Here is a 20,089-nt window from a genome sequence, read left to right on the forward strand (position 1 = left end):
ACGACGATCAGGTGTGGGCTTGTACGACGATCGAGGCGGGGCTGTGGATAACTTTCGGTGACGGTCGGTGATCGGATGCATTCTGAACGCATGACGGATCACACGGAGGGGACGAACCCCTCGGCCCCCACGGACTCCCCGGCTCCCTCGGACCCCCCGACCCCTCAAGCATCCTCGGCACCCTTGTCCCCCTCGGCCCTCTCCGCTCTCGAAGCCGACCTGCGCGCACGCCTCCGCGGTGAGGTCCGCTTCGACGCCACCGCCCGCGCGCTCATGACCATGGACGCCTCCAACTACCGGCGCGTCCCCGCGGGAGTCGTCGCCCCGCGGGACGCCGAGGACGTGGCGGCGGCGCTGGAGGTGTGCCGGGCACGCGGCGTGCCGGTGGTCGCCCGCGGCGGTGGTACGTCGATCGCCGGGCAGGCCACAGGGACAGGGGTCGTACTGGATTTCACCCGTCACATGGACCGCCTGGTGGAGCTGGACCCCGGCACGCGCACGGCCGTCGTGCAGCCCGGCCTGGTCCTCGACACCCTCCAGCGCGCCGCCGCCCCGCACGGCCTGCGCTTCGGCCCCGACCCGTCCACGCACAGCCGCTGCACCCTGGGCGGGATGATCGGCAACAACTCCTGCGGCGCCCACTCGGTGGCCTGGGGGACGACCGCCGACAACACCGCGGAGCTGGAGGTGCTCACCGCGCGCGGCCGGCGGCTGCGGCTCGGGCCGGGGTGGGCCGGCGCGCCCGAGGGGCTGCGGGAACTGGCGGAGAGCGAGACCGCCCGGCTGCGCACCGGCTTCCCGGACCTGCCCCGCCGCATCTCCGGATACGCGCTGGACGCGCTGCTGCCGGAGCGGGGCGCCGACGTGGCCCGCTCCTTCTGCGGCTCCGAGGGCACCCTCGGCATCCTCACCGAGGCGGTGGTGCGCCTGGTCGAGGCCCCACCCGCCCGCGCGCTGGCGGTGCTGGGGTACGGCGACGAGAGCGCCGCCGCCGAGGCCGCCGCCGGCCTCCTGCCGTACGGCCCGCTGACGGTGGAGGGCATGGCCGCCGACCTGGTGCCCGCGGGGACCGGACTGCCCGAGGGCGGCGCCTGGCTGTTCGTGGAGACGGGCGGCGGGTCGCGGGCAGAGGCCCGTGCGCGCGCGGAGGAGATCGTCCGGGCCGCCGATGTCGTGGACGCCCTCGTGGTGACCGAGCCCGCCGCCCAGCGGACCCTGTGGCGCATCCGCGAGGACGCGAGCGGTACGGCGACACGGATGCCGGACGGCTCCGAGGCATGGCCCGGCTGGGAGGACTGCGCGGTGCCGCCCGCCCGGCTCGGTGCCTATCTGCGCGACTTCCGCGCCCTGCTCTCCTCCCACGGCCTGCGTGGCGCTCCGTACGGCCACTTCGGCGACGGCTGCATTCACGTCCGCATCGACTTCGACCTGCTCACCGGGCCCGGCATCGGCCGCTTCCGGCGCTTCTCGGAGGAACTGGCCGACCTCGTGGTGGCCCACGGCGGCTCGCTGTCCGGGGAGCACGGTGACGGGCAGGCCCGCGCGGAACTGCTGCCCCGGATGTACGGCGCCGAGACGGTCCGGCTGTTCGAGCGCGCCAAGGCCCTGTGGGACCCGGACGACCTGCTCAACCCCGGCATGCTGGTCCGCCCCGCCCCGCTCGACGGCAACCTCCGCTTCTCCGTGCTGCCCGCCGGGCCGGTGGACGTGGCCTTCGGCTACCCGGCCGACGGCGGCGACTTCCGCGCGGCCGTCCGCCGCTGCGTCGGCGTGGCCAAGTGCCGTACGGCCTCGGCGGCCGGCCCCGCCGTGATGTGCCCGTCCTTCCGGGCGACCGGCGAGGAGGAGCACTCCACCCGCGGCCGGGCCCGGCTGCTGCACGAGATGCTGGCGGGGGAGCTGATCACCGACGGCTGGCGCTCCACCGAGGTCCGTGACGCCCTCGACCTCTGCCTCGCCTGCAAGGGCTGCCGCACCGACTGCCCGGTCGGCGTCGACATGGCCACCTACAAGGCGGAGTTCCTGCACCACCACTACGCGGACCGCCGCCGCCCCGCCGCCCACCGCAGCATGGGCCGCCTGCCCGAGTGGCTGCGCTGGACCGCCCGTACCCGTACGGCTCCGCTGCTCAACATGCTCGCCGCCGTCCCGCCCCTGGCCGCCGTGGCGAAACGCCTGGCCGGGATCGCGCCGGAGCGGCGGCTGCCCCGGCTCGCCCCGAGGACCTTCACCGGCTGGTGGCGGCGCAGGGGGCCCGCGCGGGCGCGGGGCGCCGGGGACCTGGTCGTCCTCTGGCCGGACACCTTCACCGAGCACCTGTCCCCCTCGGTCGGCCGTGCGGCCGTCCGCGTCCTGGAGGCCGCCGGACTCCGGGTGACCCTCCCGCCGACCCGGCTGCCGCGCCGGCCCCCGGCCCCCGACCCCCTGGCCCCGGCCGCCAACCCCCCGGCTCCGGCCCCCAACACCCCGGCCCCCAACCCCCCGGTCCCGGCCGCTCTTTCCCTCCTCCCGGCTCGCCGTGCCCGTGTCTGCTGCGGCCTGACCTACGTCTCCACGGGCCAGCTCGACCGCGCCCGTGCGGTGCTGCGCCGCACGCTCGACCTGATGGAGCCGGTGCTGCGCGCGGGCGTCCCGGTCGTCGTGCTGGAACCGAGCTGCGCGGCCGCCCTCCGCACCGACCTGCCGGAACTCCTGCACGACGACCCGCGCGCGGCCCGGCTCGCCGCCGCCGTGCTCACCTTCGCCGAGGCCCTGGATCGGCACGCCCCGCGGTGGACCCCGCCCGCCGTGGACCGGCCGGTCGCCGGTCAGACCCACTGCCATCAGCACGCGGTCCTCGGCGACGCCCCGGACCGCCGGCTGCGCGAGTCGGCCGGCCTCACCGGGGAACTCTCCGGCGGCTGCTGCGGCCTGGCCGGCAACTTCGGCTTCGAGAAAGGCCACTTCGAGGTGTCCAGGGCCTGTGCGGAGGAGCGGTTGCTGCCCTCGATACGCGAGGCGGCCCCGGACACCGTGATCCTGGCCGACGGCTACTCCTGCCGCACCCAGCTGGAGCAACTGGGCGCAGTGCGGGGACGGCACCTGGCGGAGGTGCTGGCCGAGGCGCTGGACAGGGACACGAGCAGGGGCGCCGGACCGGGACACGAGCAGGAGGGAGGGCATTGACGGGCCGACCGCGCAGGGCGCTGCTTCCATGGGGTGAGTGATCAGCGAGCCGTGAAGGAGCCACGCGTATGAGCCTCGCCGTCCGTCCGGTCAGCCGGGCCGAACACCTCGCCTTCGTGGCGGGCCGTCCCTCGGTCAGCCACCTCCAGCTGCCGTCCTGGGGGGATGTGAAGCCGGACTGGCGGGCGCAGAGCCTGGGGTGGTTCGAGGCGGACGGGCGGCTCGTCGGGGCCGGGCTGGTGCTGCTGCGGCCGCTGCCCAGGGTGAAGCGGTACCTGGCGTACCTGCCGGAGGGCCCGGTCATCGACTGGGGCGCGCCCGACCTGGAGCGCTGGCTGGACCCGATGCTGGCCCACCTCAAGCGGCTGGGTGCCTTCTCGGTGAGGATGGGGCCGCCCGTGGTGGTGCGGCGGTGGAGCCCCGAGGCGGTCAAGGCCGCCATCGCCGATCCGGACGCGCACCGGCTGCGGGACGCGCCGCCGACCTCCGAGGAGCCGGGGGCGCTCGCCCTCGCCGAGCGGCTGCGCCGCATGGGCTGGCGGCAGGCCGAGCCCGGCGGCGAGGACGGCTTCGCCGCGGGGCAGCCCCGGTACGTCTGCCAGGTGCCGTATGCCGGGCGGTCGTTGGAGGACATCCAGCGCGGGCTCAACCAGCAGTGGCGGCGCAACATCAAGAAGGCCGAGAAGGCGGGGGTGAAGGTCGTACGGGGGGACTACGAGGATCTGCCGGCCTTCTACGAGCTGTACGCGGAGACGGCGGAGCGGGACCGTTTCATCCCGCGCCCGCTGCCGTACTTCCAGCGGATGTGGACGGCGCTGACCGCCGAGGACCCGGACCGGATGCGGCTGTACCTCGCCCAGCACGACGGCGAGGTGCTCGCCGCGGCCACGATGCTGATCGTCGGTAGCCATGTCTGGTACTCGTACGGCGCCTCCACCAGCCGCAGACGGGAGGTGCAGCCCAACAACGCGATGCAGTGGCGGATGATGTGCGACGCCCATGAGCTGGGCGCCCATGTCTACGACTTCCGGGGCATCACCGACACCCTGGAGGAGTCCGACCACCTCCTCGGCCTGCTGCGCTTCAAGGTGGGTGCGGGCGGCGGGGCGGTGGAGTACGCGGGCGAGTGGGACTTCCCGCTGAACCGCCTGCTGCACAAGGCGTTCGACCTGTACATGGCGCGCCGCTGAGGGAGGCGGCGGCTGCGGCGCCCGCGATGCGGAAGGGGTGCATCTCAGCATCCAGGACAGTGCCATAAGAGGTTCACACTCCTGACGTGGTCTATTACCCTGGACCGGGTAGTACAGGCAGCTGTACATGACCTGAGCCGAGCACCGGGACCGCCGTGAGTACCGTCAACACCGTCAGCGCCACCTCCGGGCCGTCCGCGACGACGCCCGGTCCGCCGGGCACCGCGGGCCGCCGTCCCGGCTCGCTCGGACCGGTGGGGCTGGTGCTGGCCGGCGGGGTGTCGGTGCAGTTCGGCGGGGCCCTCGCGGTGACGCTGATGCCGAGGGCGGGCGCGCTGGGCGTGGTGACGCTCCGGCTCGTCGCGGCCGCGGTGGTGCTGCTGCTGTTCTGCCGGCCCCGGCTGCGCGGCCACTCGCGCGCCGACTGGGGCACGGTGATCGCCTTCGGTCTCGCCCTGGGCGCCATGAACAGCCTGTTCTACGAGGCGGTGGCCCGTATCCCGCTCGGCCCCGCCGTCACCCTGGAGGTGCTCGGACCGCTCGCCCTCTCGGTCGTCTCCTCCCGCCGTCTGGTCAACGTCGTGTGGGCGGCGCTCGCGCTGGGCGGCGTGTTCCTGCTCGGCGGCGGGGGCTTCAGCGGGGTGGACCCGGCGGGGGTGGGCTTCGCGCTGGGCGCGGGCGCGATGTGGGCGGCGTACATCGTCTTCAGTGCGCGCACCGGCCGGCGCTTCCCGCAGGCGGACGGGCTGGCGCTGGCCATGGCGGTCGCGGCGCTGCTCGTGCTGCCGCTCGGCATCGCCGCCTCCGGCGACCGTCTCCTCGTCCCCACCACGCTCGGCCTGGGCGCGGCGGTGGCCGTGCTCTCCTCGGTGCTGCCCTACACCCTCGAACTCCTGGCCCTGCGCAAGCTGCCCGCCGCCACCTTCGCCATCCTGATGAGCCTGGAACCGGCCCTCGCCGCCACCGCCGGCTTGTTCATCCTCGGCCAGTCCCTCTCCGCCCCGGAGGTCGTCGCGATCGCCCTGGTCATCGCGGCGAGCATCGGCGCGGTGCGCTCGCAGGTGGGCCGGGCCGGAAAGCCGGTGCTGGACGCGTAGGGCCCCCCGGGGCGCGCGGCGCCCGGATGCCCCGGTGGCGGGCTGGCCGAATGGGCGGGGGTGGACCGGGCCGCGGGCGGTGGCGCTGTGTACGTTGACGGGAAGGGGTCCATGGCGCCGGACGAGGCGTCGGCAACAGGCAGGGGATCAGGAACGCATGGCACGTGTCGCCGTCATCACCGCGCCCAACATCGGCTACCGCAACACCGGGATGCTGACCGTCGACCTGGCCTTCGAGGCGATGCGGCGGCGGATGGGGGGCGGCTTCGAGGCGAGCTGGTACACGCTGCACCTGCCGCAGACCGTGCCGCTGCGGGGTCTGCGGGAGGGCGTGCGCGGGGCGGAACTGCCCTTCCGGTTCCGGTCGTTGATCGACGAGGCGGACAGCCTGCGCGAGTACGACGCCGTCGTCTTCTGGGGCGACTTCCTGCACGCCCGGCACTACCTCACCCAGGACGCCTCCAACCGGCTCCTCGACTACGGGCTCGTGAAGGACCGGGGCGCCGCCCGTGCCCTGCTCAACCGGACCCTGCTGCTCGCCGACCAGCCCGACGACCTGCTCGACCGCACCCTCGGCTACGGCGGCACGATCCTGCACAACACGCAGTCGGACTACGACGACAAGGAGTACGGGCCCCTGTTCACGCGGCTGATGACGCGCAGCCGCCGGATCTGGGTGCGCGATCCGCTGTCGGCGGCCAAGCTCGGGCATCTGCGCGGGGACCGTACGACCGACCACTTCGGTTCCGACGCGGCCCTGCTGAACCGCCCCGGCGACCTCGACTTCCTCCCGGTCACCCCCTGGTCCCAGGACCTCCCGGAGGGCGGCGCGATCGGGGTGTTCCTCGGCGCCCGGACGAAGATCCCCGACTGGCTGCCCGGTTACTGCCAGGGGCTCGCGGAGCGGCTGGGGGCGCCCCTGGAGTGGCTCCCCTGGTTCGAGGGGGACGTCCCGCAGCGGGTCGGCCACCTCCCGGTCCGCCCCGGCGCCCCCACCGTCGGCGATCTGCTCGGCGTCCTGCCCCGCTACCGCCTCGTCATCACCGACACCTACCACCTGTGCGTCAACGCCTGGGGCGCCGGCACCCCGGTGGTCTGCGTCGGCAGGCCCGAACCGGTGCCGACGACCGACCGTGACTACCTGACCCTCGCCGACGTGAAGAAGCACGTGCTGCACATGGCGTACGACGCGGCCGACTTCTACCTCCCGGCCGTCGCCGACAGCCCCGAGGGGCACGAGCGGCGGACCGAGCGGATCGTCCGGCTGGTGGAGGGCGGGGGAGCGGCCGCCGTGGCCGACCGGATCCGCGCGCACGCCGAGTACTCGGCGGACTCCTTCACCGGGACGCTCGCCTCACTCCTGGGCTGAACCCGGACGCGTGAACCCGGACGCGCCCCCGACCCGCGCACCCTCGGCCCACCCCGAAAACCCCGGCCACCCCCGCCCCCGACCCTGTCCGCGAGCCTGGCTCCGGCCGGGCAAGGTCGGCGCAATAAATCATGCAAGCACGCTTGATTGTTTCCGGCCCCGCTGCCATGCTCCCCCCATGGCCGACCCGACGCCCGTCATCGACGACCTGCGTGCCGAGAGCGACGAACTGGACCGGCTCGTCGCCCGGTTGACGCCCGATCAGTGGGCGCTCGCCACCCCCGCGCCCGGCTGGACCGTCGCCCACCAGATCGCCCACCTCGCCTGGACCGACCGCGCGGCGCTGGCCGCCGCCACCGATCCGGACGCGTTCCGCGCGCTGGTCGGCAAGGCCCGCGCTCAGGGCGACTCCTTCGTGGACGAGGGCGCCGGGGAGGGCGCCGGGCTGCCGCCCGCGGAACTCCTCGCGGCCTGGCGGTCCGGGCGCGACGCCCTCGACCTGGCCCTGCGCGCGGCCGGACCCGGCGCCCGTTTCCCCTGGTTCGGGCCGCCCATGGCCGTCGCCTCCATGGCCACCGCCCGCCTGATGGAGACGTGGGCGCACGGCCTGGACGTCGCCGACGCGCTCGGCGTCACCCCCGCCCCGACGGACCGCCTCGCCCACATCGCCCGACTCGGCCTCCGCACACGGGACTTCGCCTACACGGTCCACGGACTGACCCCGCCCGCCCAGCAGTTCCGCGTCCTGCTCACCGCCCCCGGCGGCACGGTGTGGGACTACGGCCCCGAAGACGCCCCGCAACGCGTCACCGGACCGGCCCTGGACTTCTGCCTCCTCGTCACCCAGCGCGCCCACCGCGACGACCTCGCTCTGACCGCCGAGGGCCCGGACGCGGACCGCTGGCTGGACATCGCCCAGGCGTTCGCGGGCCCACCGGGAAGCGGCCGGAAGCCGAAGCCCGCGGCCGGCCCGGCGGAGGGGATGGCCGGTCCGGCGGAGGGGATGGCCGGTCCGGCGGAGGGGTCCGACCGGTGACCCCCCTGCGCATAGGCAACTTCTCCGGCTTCTACGGCGACCGCTTCGACGCCCTGCGCGAGATGCTCACCGGCGGCGAACTCGACGTCCTCACCGGCGACTACCTCGCCGAACTCACCATGCTGATCCTCGCCCGCGACCGGCTGAAGGACCCCGGCGCCGGATACGCCCGCACCTTCCCGCGCCAGCTGGAGGAGTGCCTCGGACTGGTCCGGGAGCGCGGGGTGCGGATCGTCACCAACGCGGGCGGACTCGACCCCGCCGGACTGGCCGCGCACATAACCGAGTTGGGCCGCCGGCTCGGCATACCCCTGCGCGTCGCCCATGTCGAGGGCGACGACCTGACCGCCGACCACCCCGGCACCCTCGCCGCCCACGCCTACCTCGGCGGGTTCGGCATCGCCGCGTGCCTGCGGGCCGGCGCGGACATCGTCGTCACCGGGCGGGTGACCGACGCGGCCCTCGTCACCGGGCCCGCGGCCGCCCATTTCGGCTGGACGCAGGGGGAGTTCGACAAGCTCGCCGGGGCCGTCGTCGCCGGGCACGTGCTGGAGTGCGGGACGCAGGCCACCGGCGGGAACTACGCGTTCTTCCGGGAGGGCGACGTACGGCGGCCCGGTTTCCCGCTCGCCGAGATCCACGCCGACGGCAGCAGCGTCATCACCAAGCACCCCGGCACCGGCGGGTTCGTGGACGTCGGCACCGTCACCGCGCAGCTGCTGTACGAGACCGGGGGCGCCCGGTACGCCGGGCCCGATGTCACCGCCCGGCTCGACAGCGCCCGGCTCAGCCAGGACGGCCCCGACCGGGTGCGGATCGAAGGGGTGCGCGGGGAGGCGCCCCCGCCGGCCCTGAAGGTGGGGCTCAGCAAGCTCGGGGGCTTCCGCAACGAGGTCGTCTTCGTGCTCACCGGGCTCGATGTCGAGGAAAAGGCGGCACTCGTCAAGGAGCAGTTGGCGCCGGAACTGGCGAAGGCGCCCCCTGCCCACGTCGGTTGGGAGCTCGTCCGCACCGACCGTCCGGACGCCGCCACCGAGGAGACCGCCAGCGCCCTGCTGCGTCTCGTCGTACGGGACCCGGACCAGCGGGTGGTGGGGCGGGCGCTCAGCGGGGCGGCCATCGAGCTGGCGCTCGCCAGCTACCCCGGCTTCCATGTGCTCGCCCCGCCCGGCAGGGGCGAACCCTACGGGATCTTCGAGGACGCGTACGTGCCCCAGGAGGGCGTGGCCCACACGGCCGTACTCCCCGACGGGAGCCCCGTACGGGTGCCCCCGCCCCCGCAGACCCGGCCCCTGGCGAAGGCACCACCCTCCGACCTGCCCGAACCGCTCCCGCCGGGGGCCACCCGCCGCGCCCCCCTCGGCCTGGTCGCCGGAGCCCGCAGCGGGGACAAGGGCTGGAACGCCAACGTGGGGGTGTGGGCCCGTACCGACGAGGCGTGGCGGTGGCTCGCGCACGAGCTGACCGCCGACCGGTTCCGGGAGCTGATCCCCGAGAGCCGCGACCTGCCCGTCACCCGCCACGTCCTGCCCGCACTGCGCGCCCTGAACTTCGTCGTCACCGGCATCCTCGGCGCCGGCGTCGCCTCCCGGCACCGCTTCGATCCGCAGGCCAAGGCCCTCGGCGAATGGCTGCGCTCCCGCCACCTGGACATCCCGGAGGCCCTGCTGTGACCGTCCTCGACACGGCCCTGGACACCCACCACCCCGACTACACCGCCCACCGCGAGGCCATGCTCGGCAAACTCGCGGAACTGGCGGACGAGCACGCCAAGGCGCTCGCGGGCGGTGGCGAGAAGTACGTCCAACGGCACCGCGAGCGCGGCAAGTTGCTCGCCCGCGAGCGCATCGAGCTGCTTCTCGACCCGGACACCCCGTTCCTGGAGCTGTCCCCGCTGGCCGCCTGGGGCAGCGAGTACGCCGTCGGCGCCTCGCTCGTCACCGGCATCGGCGTGGTCGCGGGCGTGGAGTGCCTGATCACCGCCAACGACCCGACCGTGCGCGGCGGTGCCAGCAATCCCTGGAGCCTGAAGAAGGCCCTGCGCGCCAACGACATCGCGCTCGCCAACCGGCTGCCCTGCATCAGCCTGGTGGAGTCGGGCGGCGCCGATCTGCCCTCGCAGAAGGAGATCTTCATCCCCGGCGGCGCCATCTTCCGTGATCTCACCCGGCTTTCGGCCGCCGGCATTCCGACCGTGGCCGTCGTCTTCGGCAACTCCACGGCCGGCGGCGCCTACATACCCGGCATGTCCGACCACGTGATCATGGTCAAGGAGCGGGCGAAGGTGTTCCTCGGCGGCCCGCCGCTGGTGAAGATGGCCACCGGTGAGGAGAGCGACGACGAGTCCCTGGGCGGTGCCGAGATGCACGCCCGCGTCTCCGGGCTCGCCGACTACTTCGCCGTGGACGAGCGGGACGCCCTGCGGCAGGCGCGGCGCGTGGTCGCGCGGCTCAACCACCGCAAGGCGCACCCCGATCCGGGACCGGCGAAGCCGCCCGAGCACGACCCGGAGGAGCTGCTCGGCATCGTTCCCGGCGACCTCAAGATCCCTTTCGATCCGCGCGAGGTCGTCGCCCGGATCGTGGACGGCTCCGACTTCGACGAGTTCAAACCGATGTACGGCACCAGCCTGGTGACCGGCTGGGCGGCGCTGCACGGCTACCCCGTCGGCATCCTCGCCAACGCGCAGGGCGTGCTGTTCAGCGCCGAGTCGCAGAAGGCCGCCCAGTTCATCCAGCTCGCCAACCAGCGCGACATCCCGCTGGTCTTCCTGCACAACACCACCGGCTACATGGTCGGCCGGGAGTACGAGCAGGGCGGGATCATCAAACACGGCGCGATGATGATCAATGCGGTGTCCAACTCCCGCGTGCCGCACCTGTCCGTCCTCATGGGCGCCTCCTACGGGGCCGGCCACTACGGGATGTGCGGCCGCGCCTACGACCCGCGCTTCCTGTTCGCCTGGCCCAGCGCGAAATCCGCGGTCATGGGCCCGCAGCAGCTCGCGGGCGTGCTGTCGATCGTCGCCCGGCAGTCGGCGGCGGCCAAGGGACAGCCCTACGACGAGGACGCGGACGCCGCCCTGCGCGCCATGGTGGAGCAGCAGATCGAGTCCGAGTCGCTGCCGATGTTCCTGTCCGGGCGGCTGTACGACGACGGCGTCATCGACCCGCGCGACACCCGCACCGTCCTCGGCCTGTGCCTCTCCGCGATCCACACCGCCCCCTACGAGGGCGCGCGCGGCGGCTTCGGCGTCTTCCGGATGTGAGGTCCATGATCCAGACACTGCTGGTCGCCAACCGCGGCGAGATCGCCTGCCGCATCTTCCGCACCTGCGCCGACCTGGGCATTCGTACGGTCGCCGTGTACTCGGACGCCGACGCGCAGGCGCTGCACACCCGCCGGGCGGACGCGGCGGTACGACTGCCGGGCGCGGCGCCCGCCGACACCTATCTGCGCGGCGACCTGATCGTGCGGGCCGCCCTCGCCGCCGGCGCGGACGCCGTGCACCCCGGTTACGGCTTCCTCTCCGAGAACCCGGACTTCGCCCGCGCGGTCGTGGACGCCGGGCTGACCTGGATCGGGCCGTCCCCCGAGGCCATCGAGGCCATGGCCTCCAAGACGCGCGCCAAGCGGCTGCTGGGCCTGGAACCCCTGGAGGAGGTCACCGAGGGGGACCTGCCGGTGCTGGTGAAGGCGGCGGCGGGCGGCGGAGGGCGCGGGATGCGGATCGTACGCCGCCTGGACGAGCTCCGGGACGCCCTGGAAGGGGCGCGCGCCGAGGCCGCGAGCGCCTTCGGGGACGGCGAGGTGTTCGTGGAGCCGTATATCGAGAACGGCCGCCACGTCGAAGTGCAGATCCTCGCCGACACCCACGGCACCGTCTGGCCGCTCGGCACCCGCGACTGCTCCCTCCAGCGCCGCCACCAGAAGGTGATCGAGGAGGCCCCGGCGCCCGGCCTGCCCGAGCGCCTGGCACGGGAGCTGCGGACGCTGGCGGTACGGGCCGCGCGGGCCGTCTCCTACGTCGGCGCGGGCACCGTCGAGTTCCTGGTCGCCGGGGGCCGCGCGCACTTCCTGGAGATGAACACCCGCCTCCAGGTCGAACACCCTGTGACGGAAGCAGTGTTCGGGCTCGACCTCGTCGCCGAGCAGATCCGCGTCGCCGAGGGCCACGCCCTGGAGCCGGACCCGCCGGCCCCGCGCGGCCACGCGGTCGAGGTCCGCCTGTACGCCGAGGACCCCGCCCGCGACTGGGCCCCGCAGACCGGCACCCTGCACCGGCTCGCCGTCCCGCCCGGCGTCCGCCTCGACACCGGGTACACCGACGGCGACCCCATCGGCGTCCACTACGACCCGATGCTCGCCAAGCTCGTCGCCCACGCCCCGACCCGGACGGAGGCGATCCGCCGGCTCGCGGGCGCCCTGGAATCGGCGGTGATCCACGGCCCCGCCACCAACCGCGACCTGCTCGTCCGCTCCCTGCGCCACGAGGAGTTCACCTCCGCCCGCATGGACACCGGGTTCTACGACCGCCACCTCCCGGCCCTCACGGCACCCGCCGCCGACCCCCTCGCCCCGCTCGCCGCCGCCCTCGCCGACTCCCACGGCCGCTCCCGCTTCGGCGGCTGGCGCAACGTGCCGTCGCAGGACCAGGTCAAGCGGTACGCGGTGGCGGGGGAGGAGGCCGAGGCGCGGTACCGGCACACGCGGCGGGGCCCCGACGCCGACGGGGTGCGGGTCGTACGCGCCGACGCGGACACGATCGTCCTCGAAGTGGACGGCGTACGGCGTTCGTTCGCGGTGGCGCGGTACGGCGACGAGGTGTATGTCAACGCCGAGCGGCTCGTCGCGCTGCCCCGCTTTCCCGATCCCGCCGCCCAGCTCGCTGAGGGCTCCCTGGTGGCGCCGATGCCCGGCACGGTCGTACGGGTCGCCGAGGGCCTGGCAGAGGGCGCGGCGGTCACCGCCGGGCAGCCCCTGATCTGGCTGGAGGCGATGAAGATGCAGCACCGGATCTCGGCCCCCGCCGCGGGAACCCTGACCGCGCTGCACGCCAAGCCGGGACAACAGGTGGAGCCCGGCCTGCTGCTGGCAGTGGTGCGGCCGGACTGAGGGGCGGGGGGCCGTATCGAAGGGCGGCGGCCACCGCCGCGTGAGCGCGAGCAACCACACACAACCCGCACCCGGAGGAATCGCATGACCACCCTCGTCGAATCCGAAGAACACAAGGCCCTGCGCTCGGCCGTCGGCGCCCTCGGAGCCCGCTACGGCCGCGACTACCTCACCCGCACCCTCGCCGAGGGCAAACCCCTCACCGAACTCTGGTCGGAGGCCGGGAAGCTGGGCTATCTCGGCGTCAACCTGCCGGAGGCATACGGCGGCGGAGGCGGCGGCATCAGCGAACTGTCCATCGTCCTGGAGGAGTTGGGAGCCGCCGGCTCCCCGCTCCTGATGCTCGTCGTGTCCCCCGCCATCTGCGGCACCGTGATCGCTCGCTTCGGCACCGACGCGCAGAAACGGGCCTGGCTCCCCGGCCTCGCCGACGGCACCAGGCTCATGGCCTTCGGCATCACCGAACCCGACGCCGGCTCCAACAGCCACCGCATCACCACCACCGCCCGCCGCGACGGCGCCGACTGGCTGCTCACCGGCCGCAAGGTGTTCATCTCCGGCGTGGACATGGCCGACGCGGTGCTGATCGTCGGCCGCACCGAGGACGCCCGCACCGGCCGCCTCAAGCCCTGCCTCTTCATCGTGCCGACGGACGCGCCCGGCTTCCAGAAGCGGCCGATCGACATGGAACTCAAGGCCGCCGAGAAGCAGTTCGAGCTGGTCCTGGACGACGTACGGCTGCCCGCCGACGCACTCGTCGGCGACGAGGACGCCGGGCTGCTCCAACTGTTCGCGGGCCTCAACCCGGAGCGCGTCATGACGGCCGCGTTCGCCATCGGGATGGGCCGGTACGCGCTCGGCCGGGCCATCGAGTACGCCCGCGACCGCACGGTCTGGAAGACACCCATCGGCGCCCACCAGGCGATAGCCCACCCCCTCGCACAGGCCCACATCGACCTGGAGCTGGCCCGGCTGATGATGCAGAAGGCGGCCCACCTCTACGACGCGGGCGACGACATCGGCGCGGGCGAGGCCGCCAACATGGCCAAGTACGCGGCCGGGGAGGCCTGCGTGAGGGCCGTCGACCAGGCCGTGCACACCCTCGGCGGCAACGGCCTCACCCGCGAGTACGGGCTCGCCTCGCTGATCACGGCCGCGCGCGTGGCCCGTATCGCCCCGGTGAGCCGGGAGATGATCCTCAACTACGTCTCCCACCAGAGCCTGGGCCTGCCCAAGTCGTACTGAGCCGCGCCGCTTGGAGCAACCGTGTTCCGCAGTGAGTACGCACGTGTCCCGCCCGTCGAGACCGCCCGTCCGCGCAGCCGTGCCGGGCCACGCCCCGCCGCCGGGACGATCCCGCGGCGCCACCAGTCCAGGGAGCGCATATGACCACGACCATCGGGCGCGCGCGCACTCGCGGCGTCGAGACCCTCAGCCTGGACGCCACCGGCACCCGCAACGCGCTGTCCGCGAGCCTGGTCGCCGCCCTCGCCGACGCGCTGGCCGAGTGCGGCGCGGACCCGGACGTACGGGCCGTCGTCCTCACCCACACCGGCACCACCTTCTCGGCCGGCGCGGACCTGCGCGAACCGCCGCACCCGGACGCGCTGGTCGCCCTGCTGCGCCGACTCGTCGAGCTGCCCAAGCCGGTGCTGGGCCGGGTCACCGGGCACGTCCGCGCGGGCGGCCTCGGCCTGCTCGCCGCCTGCGACCTGGCCTTCTCCGGCGCGGCGGCCACCTTCGCCTTCACCGAGGTGCGCATCGGGGTGGCCCCCGCGGTGATCTCGCTGCCGCTGCTGCCGCGCACCGACCCGCGCGCCCTGGCCCGCTACTACCTCACCGGCGAGCGGTTCGGCCCCGCCGAGGCCGTGCGCACCGGGCTGCTCACGGCCGCCGCCGAGGACGTGGACGAGGCCCTCGCGCCCGTCCTCGACGGGCTGCGCCGCTCCGCTCCCGAGGCCCTGGCGGAGACGAAACGGCTGCTCACGGCTAGGGTGCTGGAAACATTCGACCGGGACGCGGCCGCCCTGACCGCGCTCTCGGCCCGCCTGTTCGCCTCCGACCAGGCACGGGAGGGGATGACGGCCTTCCTGGAGAAACGGGATCCGGCATGGACGGTGTGACCAGATGAGTACGACGGCGGACCGCGCCCGCGGGCCACGGGCGGACCGCGACCGGCGGCCCAAGCAGGACCGCAGCCGGGCCACCCGGCAGCGGCTGCTGGAGGCCGCCGTCTTCTGTCTCGCCGAACACGGCTGGGCGGGCTCCACGGTGGCCGTCGTCGCCGAACGCGCCGGCGTCTCGCGGGGCGCCGCCCAGCACCACTTCCCGACCCGCGAGGACCTGTTCACCGCGGCCGTCGAGTACGTCGCCGAGGAGCGCTCCAGCGCGCTGCGCGAGCTGTTCCCGCACGGCGCGCAGGGCGATCGCCGGGCCGTCGTCACCGCCCTGGTCGACCTCTACACCGGTCCCCTCTTCCGGGCCGCCCTCCAGCTGTGGGTGGCCGCCTCCAACGAGGAGCAACTGCGCGGCCGGGTCACCGAGTTGGAGGCCCGCGTCGGCCGCGAGACGCATCACATCGCCGTCGACCTGCTGCGCGCCGACGAGTCCCGGCCCGGCGTCCGCGAGACCGTCCAGGGCCTCCTCGACATGGCCCGCGGCCTCGGCCTCGCCAACGTCCTCACCGACGACACGGCCCGCCGCGAACGCGTCGTGGCCCAGTGGGCGGCCCTGGTGGAGACCGCGCTCGGCTGAGCCGCCCGGCCCGGCCGCGCGGGCCGCGCACCCGCCGGCGGCCCGGCCGCGGTGGCGGAGTGAGCCGCGCCACATCCCTATCGCGGTACGCGCAGTACTCTGGGCGCATGCTTCCGATGCTCGTCCGACGCCGCCACGTGGACTACGTGCGCGTCACGAGCATGGGCTGTCGGCGCCACGCCGCCTGATCCAGCCCCCGGCGCGCTCCGCGTCCCGCGTTCTCTCACTTTTCCGGCATCCAGGGGGCCGCGTACCCCTGCGGCCGCCCGTGCCCCGTACACCCTGCGGACACACCATGACCTCGCACACCGCGACGACCGCGTCGTACGACCAGCTGCCCGTCATCGACCTCTCCGCCGCCGACCGCGGCCCCCGCAGCCGGGCCCTGCTCCACGCCCAGTTGCACGGCGCCGCGCACGACGTCGGCTTCTTCCAACTGGTCGGGCACGGCGTGACCAGGGCCGAGACCGACGCGCTGATCAGCGCCATGCGCGCCTTCTTCGAGCTCCCGGAGGCCGACCGGCTGGCGCTGGACAACGTCAACTCCCCGCATTTCCGCGGCTACACACGCACCGGCGACGAGCGCACCGGCGGCGCCCGCGACTGGCGCGACCAGCTCGACATCGGCGCCGAGCGCCCCGCGCGGGTGCCCGGCCCCGGCGAACCGCCGTACTGGTGGCTCCAGGGCCCCAACCAGTGGCCGGCCGCCCTGCCCGAGCTGCGCACCGCGGCCCTCGCCTGGATCGACCGGCTCAGCGCGGTCGCCCAGCGCCTGCTGCACGAGCTGCTGACCGCCATCGGCGCTCCCGCCGACTTCTACGACCCGATCTTCGGCGACCAGGCCCATCCGCACCTCAAGCTGGTCCGCTACCCCGGCAGCGCGGGCGACGGCGCGGACCAGGGCGTCGGCGCGCACAAGGACTACGGCTTCCTCACCCTGCTCCTCCAGGACTCCGTGGGCGGCCTCCAGGTCCAGCGCGAGGACGGCCGCTTCCACGACGTGCCGCCGCTCGAGGACGCCTTCGTCGTCAACCTCGGCGAACTCCTGGAGGTCGCCACCAACGGCTACCTCCTCGCCACCAACCACCGCGTGGTCAGCCCGCCCGGAGCGACGGAACGCTTCTCGATCCCGTTCTTCTACAACCCCCGCCTGGACGGAAAGGTCGCCCCGCTCCCCTTCCCGCACGCCACCCGGGCCCCCGGCGTCACCACCGATCCGACCAACCCCCTGTTCGCCGAGTACGGCTACAACGAGCTGAAGGGCAAGCTGCGGGCCCACCCGCTGGTGGCGGAGCGCCATCACGGGAGTCTCCTGACCCCGGCCTAGACGGCATCCCCCACGGGGCGGGGGGGGGGGGGGGGGTGTGGGTCCTTCCCCCCCCCCCCCCCCCCCTTTCCCCCCCCCCCCCCCCCCCCCTCCCCCCCCCCCCCCCCCCCCCCCCCCCCCCCCCCCCCCCCCCCCCCGGCACGGCGGTCCCGCGGCCGCCCGCGCGGCCGGGCCGCTCCGCCCCCGCTACCGGGCGATGTCCGCGTACCCCTCGATGTCCTGCGGCCGCCGCGGCCCCGGCCCCACGTACCGCGCACTCGGCCGCACCAAGCGCCCCGTCCGCTTCTGTTCGAGGATGTGCGCCGACCAGCCCGCCGTACGCGCGCACGTGAACATGGACGTGAACATGTGCGCCGGCACCTCCGCGAAGTCCAGCATGATCGCCGCCCAGAACTCCACGTTCGTGGCCAGCACCCGGTCCGGCCTGCGGTTGTGCAGCTCCTCCAGCGCCGCCTTCTCCAGCGCCTCCGCCACCTCGAACCTCGGCGCCGCCAACTCCCGCGCCGTGCGCCGCAGCACCCGCGCCCGCGGGTCCTCGGCCCGGTACACCCGGTGCCCGAACCCCATGAGCCGCTCGCCCCGGTCCAGGGCCCGCTTCACATATCCCTCCGCGTCCCCGGTGCGCTCGATCTCCTCGATCATCCCGAGCACCCGCGAGGGCGCGCCCCCGTGCAGCGGGCCGGACATCGCGCCGACGGCGCCGGAGAGGGCGGCGGCGACATCCGCGCCGGTGGAGGCGATGACCCGCGCGGTGAACGTGGACGCGTTCATGCCGTGCTCCGCGGCCGACGTCCAGTACGCGTCGACCGCGGCGACATGCCGGGGGTCCGGCTCCCCGCGCCAGCGGATCATGAACCGCTCCACGACCGACCCGGCCTTGTCGATCTCCCGCTGCGGCACCATCGCCAGGCCCTGCCCGCGCGCGGACTGGGCGACGTACGACAGGGCCATGACGGCGGCCCGCGCCAGGTCCTCGCGCGCCTGCCGCACATCGATGTCGAGCAGCGGCTTCAGTCCCCAGACGGGGGCGAGCATCGCGAGCGCGGACTGCACGTCCACGCGGATGTCGCCGGAGTGGACCGGGATGGGGAAGGGCTCGGCGGGCGGCAGGCCGGGGTTGAAGGAGCCGTCGACCAGCAGGCCCCACACATTGCCGAAGGAGACATGGCCGACCAGGTCCTCGATGTCGACGCCCCGGTAGCGCAGGGCACCGCCCTCCTTGTCCGGTTCGGCGATCTCCGTCTCGAACGCTACGACTCCCTCGAGTCCGGGTACGAAGTCGGACATCAGGCGGCTCCTCGGCTGGGCGGCGCGGGTTTCGAACGGGCCTGGCACCAGCACGATAACCCCGTATCTCGCGCGGGGAGAGACTTGACGACAGAGGGGGCCAGGCCCATTAGATACGGCAAGATGACCGCGTGACCGACCGCGAACCACTCCTGGATCCCGTCCTCGACCCCGCCGCGATGCGCAAGCAGTACCGGGCCGACGGACTCGCCGAACAGGACCTCGCCACGCACCCCATGGACCAGTTCGCACGCTGGTTCGAGGATGCGGCCCGAGCGGCCCTCCACGGCACGCTCTACGAGCCGAACGCCATGGTCGTCGCCACGGCGGACGCCGAGGGGCGGCCCAGCTCACGCACCGTGCTGATGAAGCAGTTCGACACCGAGGGCTTCGTCTTCTACACGAACTACGACTCCCGCAAGGGCCGGGACCTGACGGTGAACCCGCACGTCTCGCTCCTCTTCCCCTGGCATCCGCTGGCCCGGCAGGTCATCGTCACGGGCGGGGTCCGGCGCACCGGGCGGGACGAGACCGCGGCCTACTTCCGCACCCGGCCGCACGGCTCCCAGCTGGGCGCCTGGGCCAGCGCCCAGTCCACGGTGATCGCCTCGCGCGCCGAACTGGACGCCGCGTACGCCGCGTTGGCGGCCCGCTATCCCGAGGGCGAACGGGTGCCGGTGCCGCCGCACTGGGGCGGCTTCCGCGTCGTACCGCAGACCGTCGAGTTCTGGCAGGGCCGGGAGAACCGCCTGCACGACCGACTGCGCTACACCGCGCGCCCGGACGGCGGCTGGCAGGTCGAGCGCCTCAGCCCCTGAGGCCCTCCGGGAGAACGCAGACGACCCGCGGGCTGGGTTCCTCCGGGGAGGAGCCGGCCGGACGTACCGGCAGCCCGCGGGTCGGGTGACTGCTTGGGATTGGGCCGGCTGCACGTATCTTTCACGTGCCGGTCCGGCACCGCACTGAGCGTGGTGACGAGCCGCTAGCCCGCAGCCACCTCACGCGTCCGGTATGCATACATTCGCCGAACCACCTCCCTTCCGTGTGCCTACAGCGTAGGAACCGGCCGGGGCGGGCTCAACTGTTTTTTCCGCGTCTTCGGCCGGAGCGCCCGGAACGCCCCCGGACCGCCGCCGGCTCGCCCGAATGGACGAGCCGCATCGGTGGTAGGACTGGTCGCTGTGACTCCTCTTCCCGATCTTCCTGACCTGCCCGGCCTCCCCGGTGCGCCCGCACTCCGGACGGCCCCGGTCGTAAGCGACGCCATGCTGGAGCAGTGGCGGCTCGTGCACAACGCCGTGGTGCCGCCCGCCGCGATGTCACCGGCGCAGGCGCGGGTGCGCAGAGAGCGGTACCTGCTGGACAACGCGTACGCCGGTGACGTCCTCGTGGGCTGCTCGACCGTGCGGCCGCCGGTGGGCGAGGAGGGGGTGGCGACCGTGATCGCGCGGGTGCTGCCCGAGTTCCGGCGCCGGGGGTTCGGGACGGTGATCTACGGGAACGCGCTGGACCGGGCCCGCTCGCTGGGGGCGGGCGTCGTGGAGACCTGTGTGCTGGCGGCGAACGAGGACGGACTGCGGTTCGCCCTGCGGCGGGGCTTCGCGGAGGTCGAGCGCTACGTGCTGGACGGAGAGCGGGACGAATGGGTCGACCTGCGACTTCTGGTCACGGAACGCGGGGATTGAATCCCTCCATCTTGACGGAACAGGATGTGGGCTGCGTCACGTTCGAGTTGAATGAGGGCAGTGA

Annotated in this window: 15 protein-coding genes; 14 read left to right on the plus strand and 1 reads right to left on the minus strand. The window is 74.0% G+C overall.

Going from position 1 to position 20,089, the window contains the following annotated elements:
• Positions 1–183: 183 nt before the first annotated feature.
• The 12 genes from ACZ7EC_RS19155 (at position 184) to ACZ7EC_RS19210 (ending at position 17,053) form a co-directional block, all read left to right on the plus strand.
• Complete coding sequence (locus ACZ7EC_RS19155; RefSeq protein ID WP_471063953.1) at positions 184–3,165, plus strand: FAD-binding and (Fe-S)-binding domain-containing protein; 2,982 nt, start codon at positions 184–186, stop codon at positions 3,163–3,165.
• Between the two features lie 68 nt (positions 3,166–3,233).
• Complete coding sequence (locus ACZ7EC_RS19160) at positions 3,234–4,355, plus strand: lipid II:glycine glycyltransferase FemX (protein WP_471063955.1); 1,122 nt, start codon at positions 3,234–3,236, stop codon at positions 4,353–4,355.
• A 155-nt stretch (positions 4,356–4,510) separates the two neighbouring features.
• Positions 4,511–5,452, plus strand: a complete 942-nt coding sequence (locus ACZ7EC_RS19165) for an EamA family transporter (RefSeq protein WP_471063957.1) — start codon at positions 4,511–4,513, stop codon at positions 5,450–5,452.
• A 157-nt stretch (positions 5,453–5,609) separates the two neighbouring features.
• Complete coding sequence (locus tag ACZ7EC_RS19170; RefSeq protein WP_471063958.1) at positions 5,610–6,821, plus strand: hypothetical protein; 1,212 nt, start codon at positions 5,610–5,612, stop codon at positions 6,819–6,821.
• Positions 6,822–6,999: 178 nt separating this feature from the next.
• Positions 7,000–7,857: a TIGR03084 family metal-binding protein gene (locus tag ACZ7EC_RS19175; RefSeq protein ID WP_471063960.1), complete on the plus strand. Its 858-nt coding sequence runs from the start codon at positions 7,000–7,002 to the stop codon at positions 7,855–7,857.
• Positions 7,854–9,530, plus strand: a complete 1,677-nt coding sequence (locus tag ACZ7EC_RS19180) for an acyclic terpene utilization AtuA family protein (RefSeq protein WP_471063962.1) — start codon at positions 7,854–7,856, stop codon at positions 9,528–9,530. Before ACZ7EC_RS19175 ends, ACZ7EC_RS19180 begins: the two co-directional genes overlap by 4 nt.
• Positions 9,527–11,125, plus strand: a complete 1,599-nt coding sequence (locus tag ACZ7EC_RS19185) for an acyl-CoA carboxylase subunit beta (RefSeq protein WP_471063963.1) — start codon at positions 9,527–9,529, stop codon at positions 11,123–11,125. The genes ACZ7EC_RS19180 and ACZ7EC_RS19185 overlap by 4 nt, the downstream gene beginning before the upstream one ends.
• A 5-nt stretch (positions 11,126–11,130) precedes the next feature.
• A complete protein-coding gene (locus ACZ7EC_RS19190) occupies positions 11,131–12,972 on the plus strand; it encodes an acetyl/propionyl/methylcrotonyl-CoA carboxylase subunit alpha (protein WP_471063965.1) in 1,842 nt (613 codons plus the stop codon).
• 84 nt (positions 12,973–13,056) lie between these two features.
• Entirely contained in the window at positions 13,057–14,217 is a 1,161-nt protein-coding gene (locus ACZ7EC_RS19195) for an acyl-CoA dehydrogenase family protein (RefSeq protein ID WP_471063967.1), read from the plus strand.
• A gap of 140 nt (positions 14,218–14,357) precedes the next feature.
• On the plus strand, positions 14,358–15,095 hold the full coding sequence (locus tag ACZ7EC_RS19200; RefSeq protein ID WP_471063969.1) for an enoyl-CoA hydratase family protein: 738 nt from the start codon (positions 14,358–14,360) through the stop codon (positions 15,093–15,095).
• Between the two features lie 4 nt (positions 15,096–15,099).
• Positions 15,100–15,726, plus strand: coding sequence for a TetR/AcrR family transcriptional regulator (locus tag ACZ7EC_RS19205; protein WP_471063970.1), 627 nt, complete (start codon positions 15,100–15,102; stop codon positions 15,724–15,726).
• A gap of 295 nt (positions 15,727–16,021) precedes the next feature.
• The gene (locus ACZ7EC_RS19210) at positions 16,022–17,053 is read left to right on the plus strand and encodes an isopenicillin N synthase family dioxygenase (protein ID WP_471063972.1); all 1,032 of its coding nucleotides are present in this window, start codon (positions 16,022–16,024) and stop codon (positions 17,051–17,053) included.
• Between the two features lie 186 nt (positions 17,054–17,239).
• On the opposite strand, the gene ACZ7EC_RS19215 is transcribed toward ACZ7EC_RS19210, so the two are convergent.
• Complete coding sequence (locus tag ACZ7EC_RS19215; protein ID WP_471063974.1) at positions 17,240–18,340, minus strand: citrate synthase 2; 1,101 nt, start codon at positions 18,338–18,340, stop codon at positions 17,240–17,242.
• Positions 18,341–18,471: 131 nt separating this feature from the next.
• Here ACZ7EC_RS19215 and pdxH point away from each other — a divergent pair, with 131 nt between their 5' ends.
• Both pdxH and ACZ7EC_RS19225 read left to right on the plus strand, forming a co-directional pair.
• The gene (gene pdxH, locus ACZ7EC_RS19220) at positions 18,472–19,158 is read left to right on the plus strand and encodes a pyridoxamine 5'-phosphate oxidase (RefSeq protein ID WP_471063976.1); all 687 of its coding nucleotides are present in this window, start codon (positions 18,472–18,474) and stop codon (positions 19,156–19,158) included.
• Between the two features lie 447 nt (positions 19,159–19,605).
• The gene (locus ACZ7EC_RS19225) at positions 19,606–20,025 is read left to right on the plus strand and encodes a GNAT family N-acetyltransferase (protein WP_471063978.1); all 420 of its coding nucleotides are present in this window, start codon (positions 19,606–19,608) and stop codon (positions 20,023–20,025) included.
• Positions 20,026–20,089 lie beyond the last annotated feature (64 nt).

The sequence above is a fragment of the Streptomyces sp. NPDC037203 genome, from assembly GCF_055605065.1.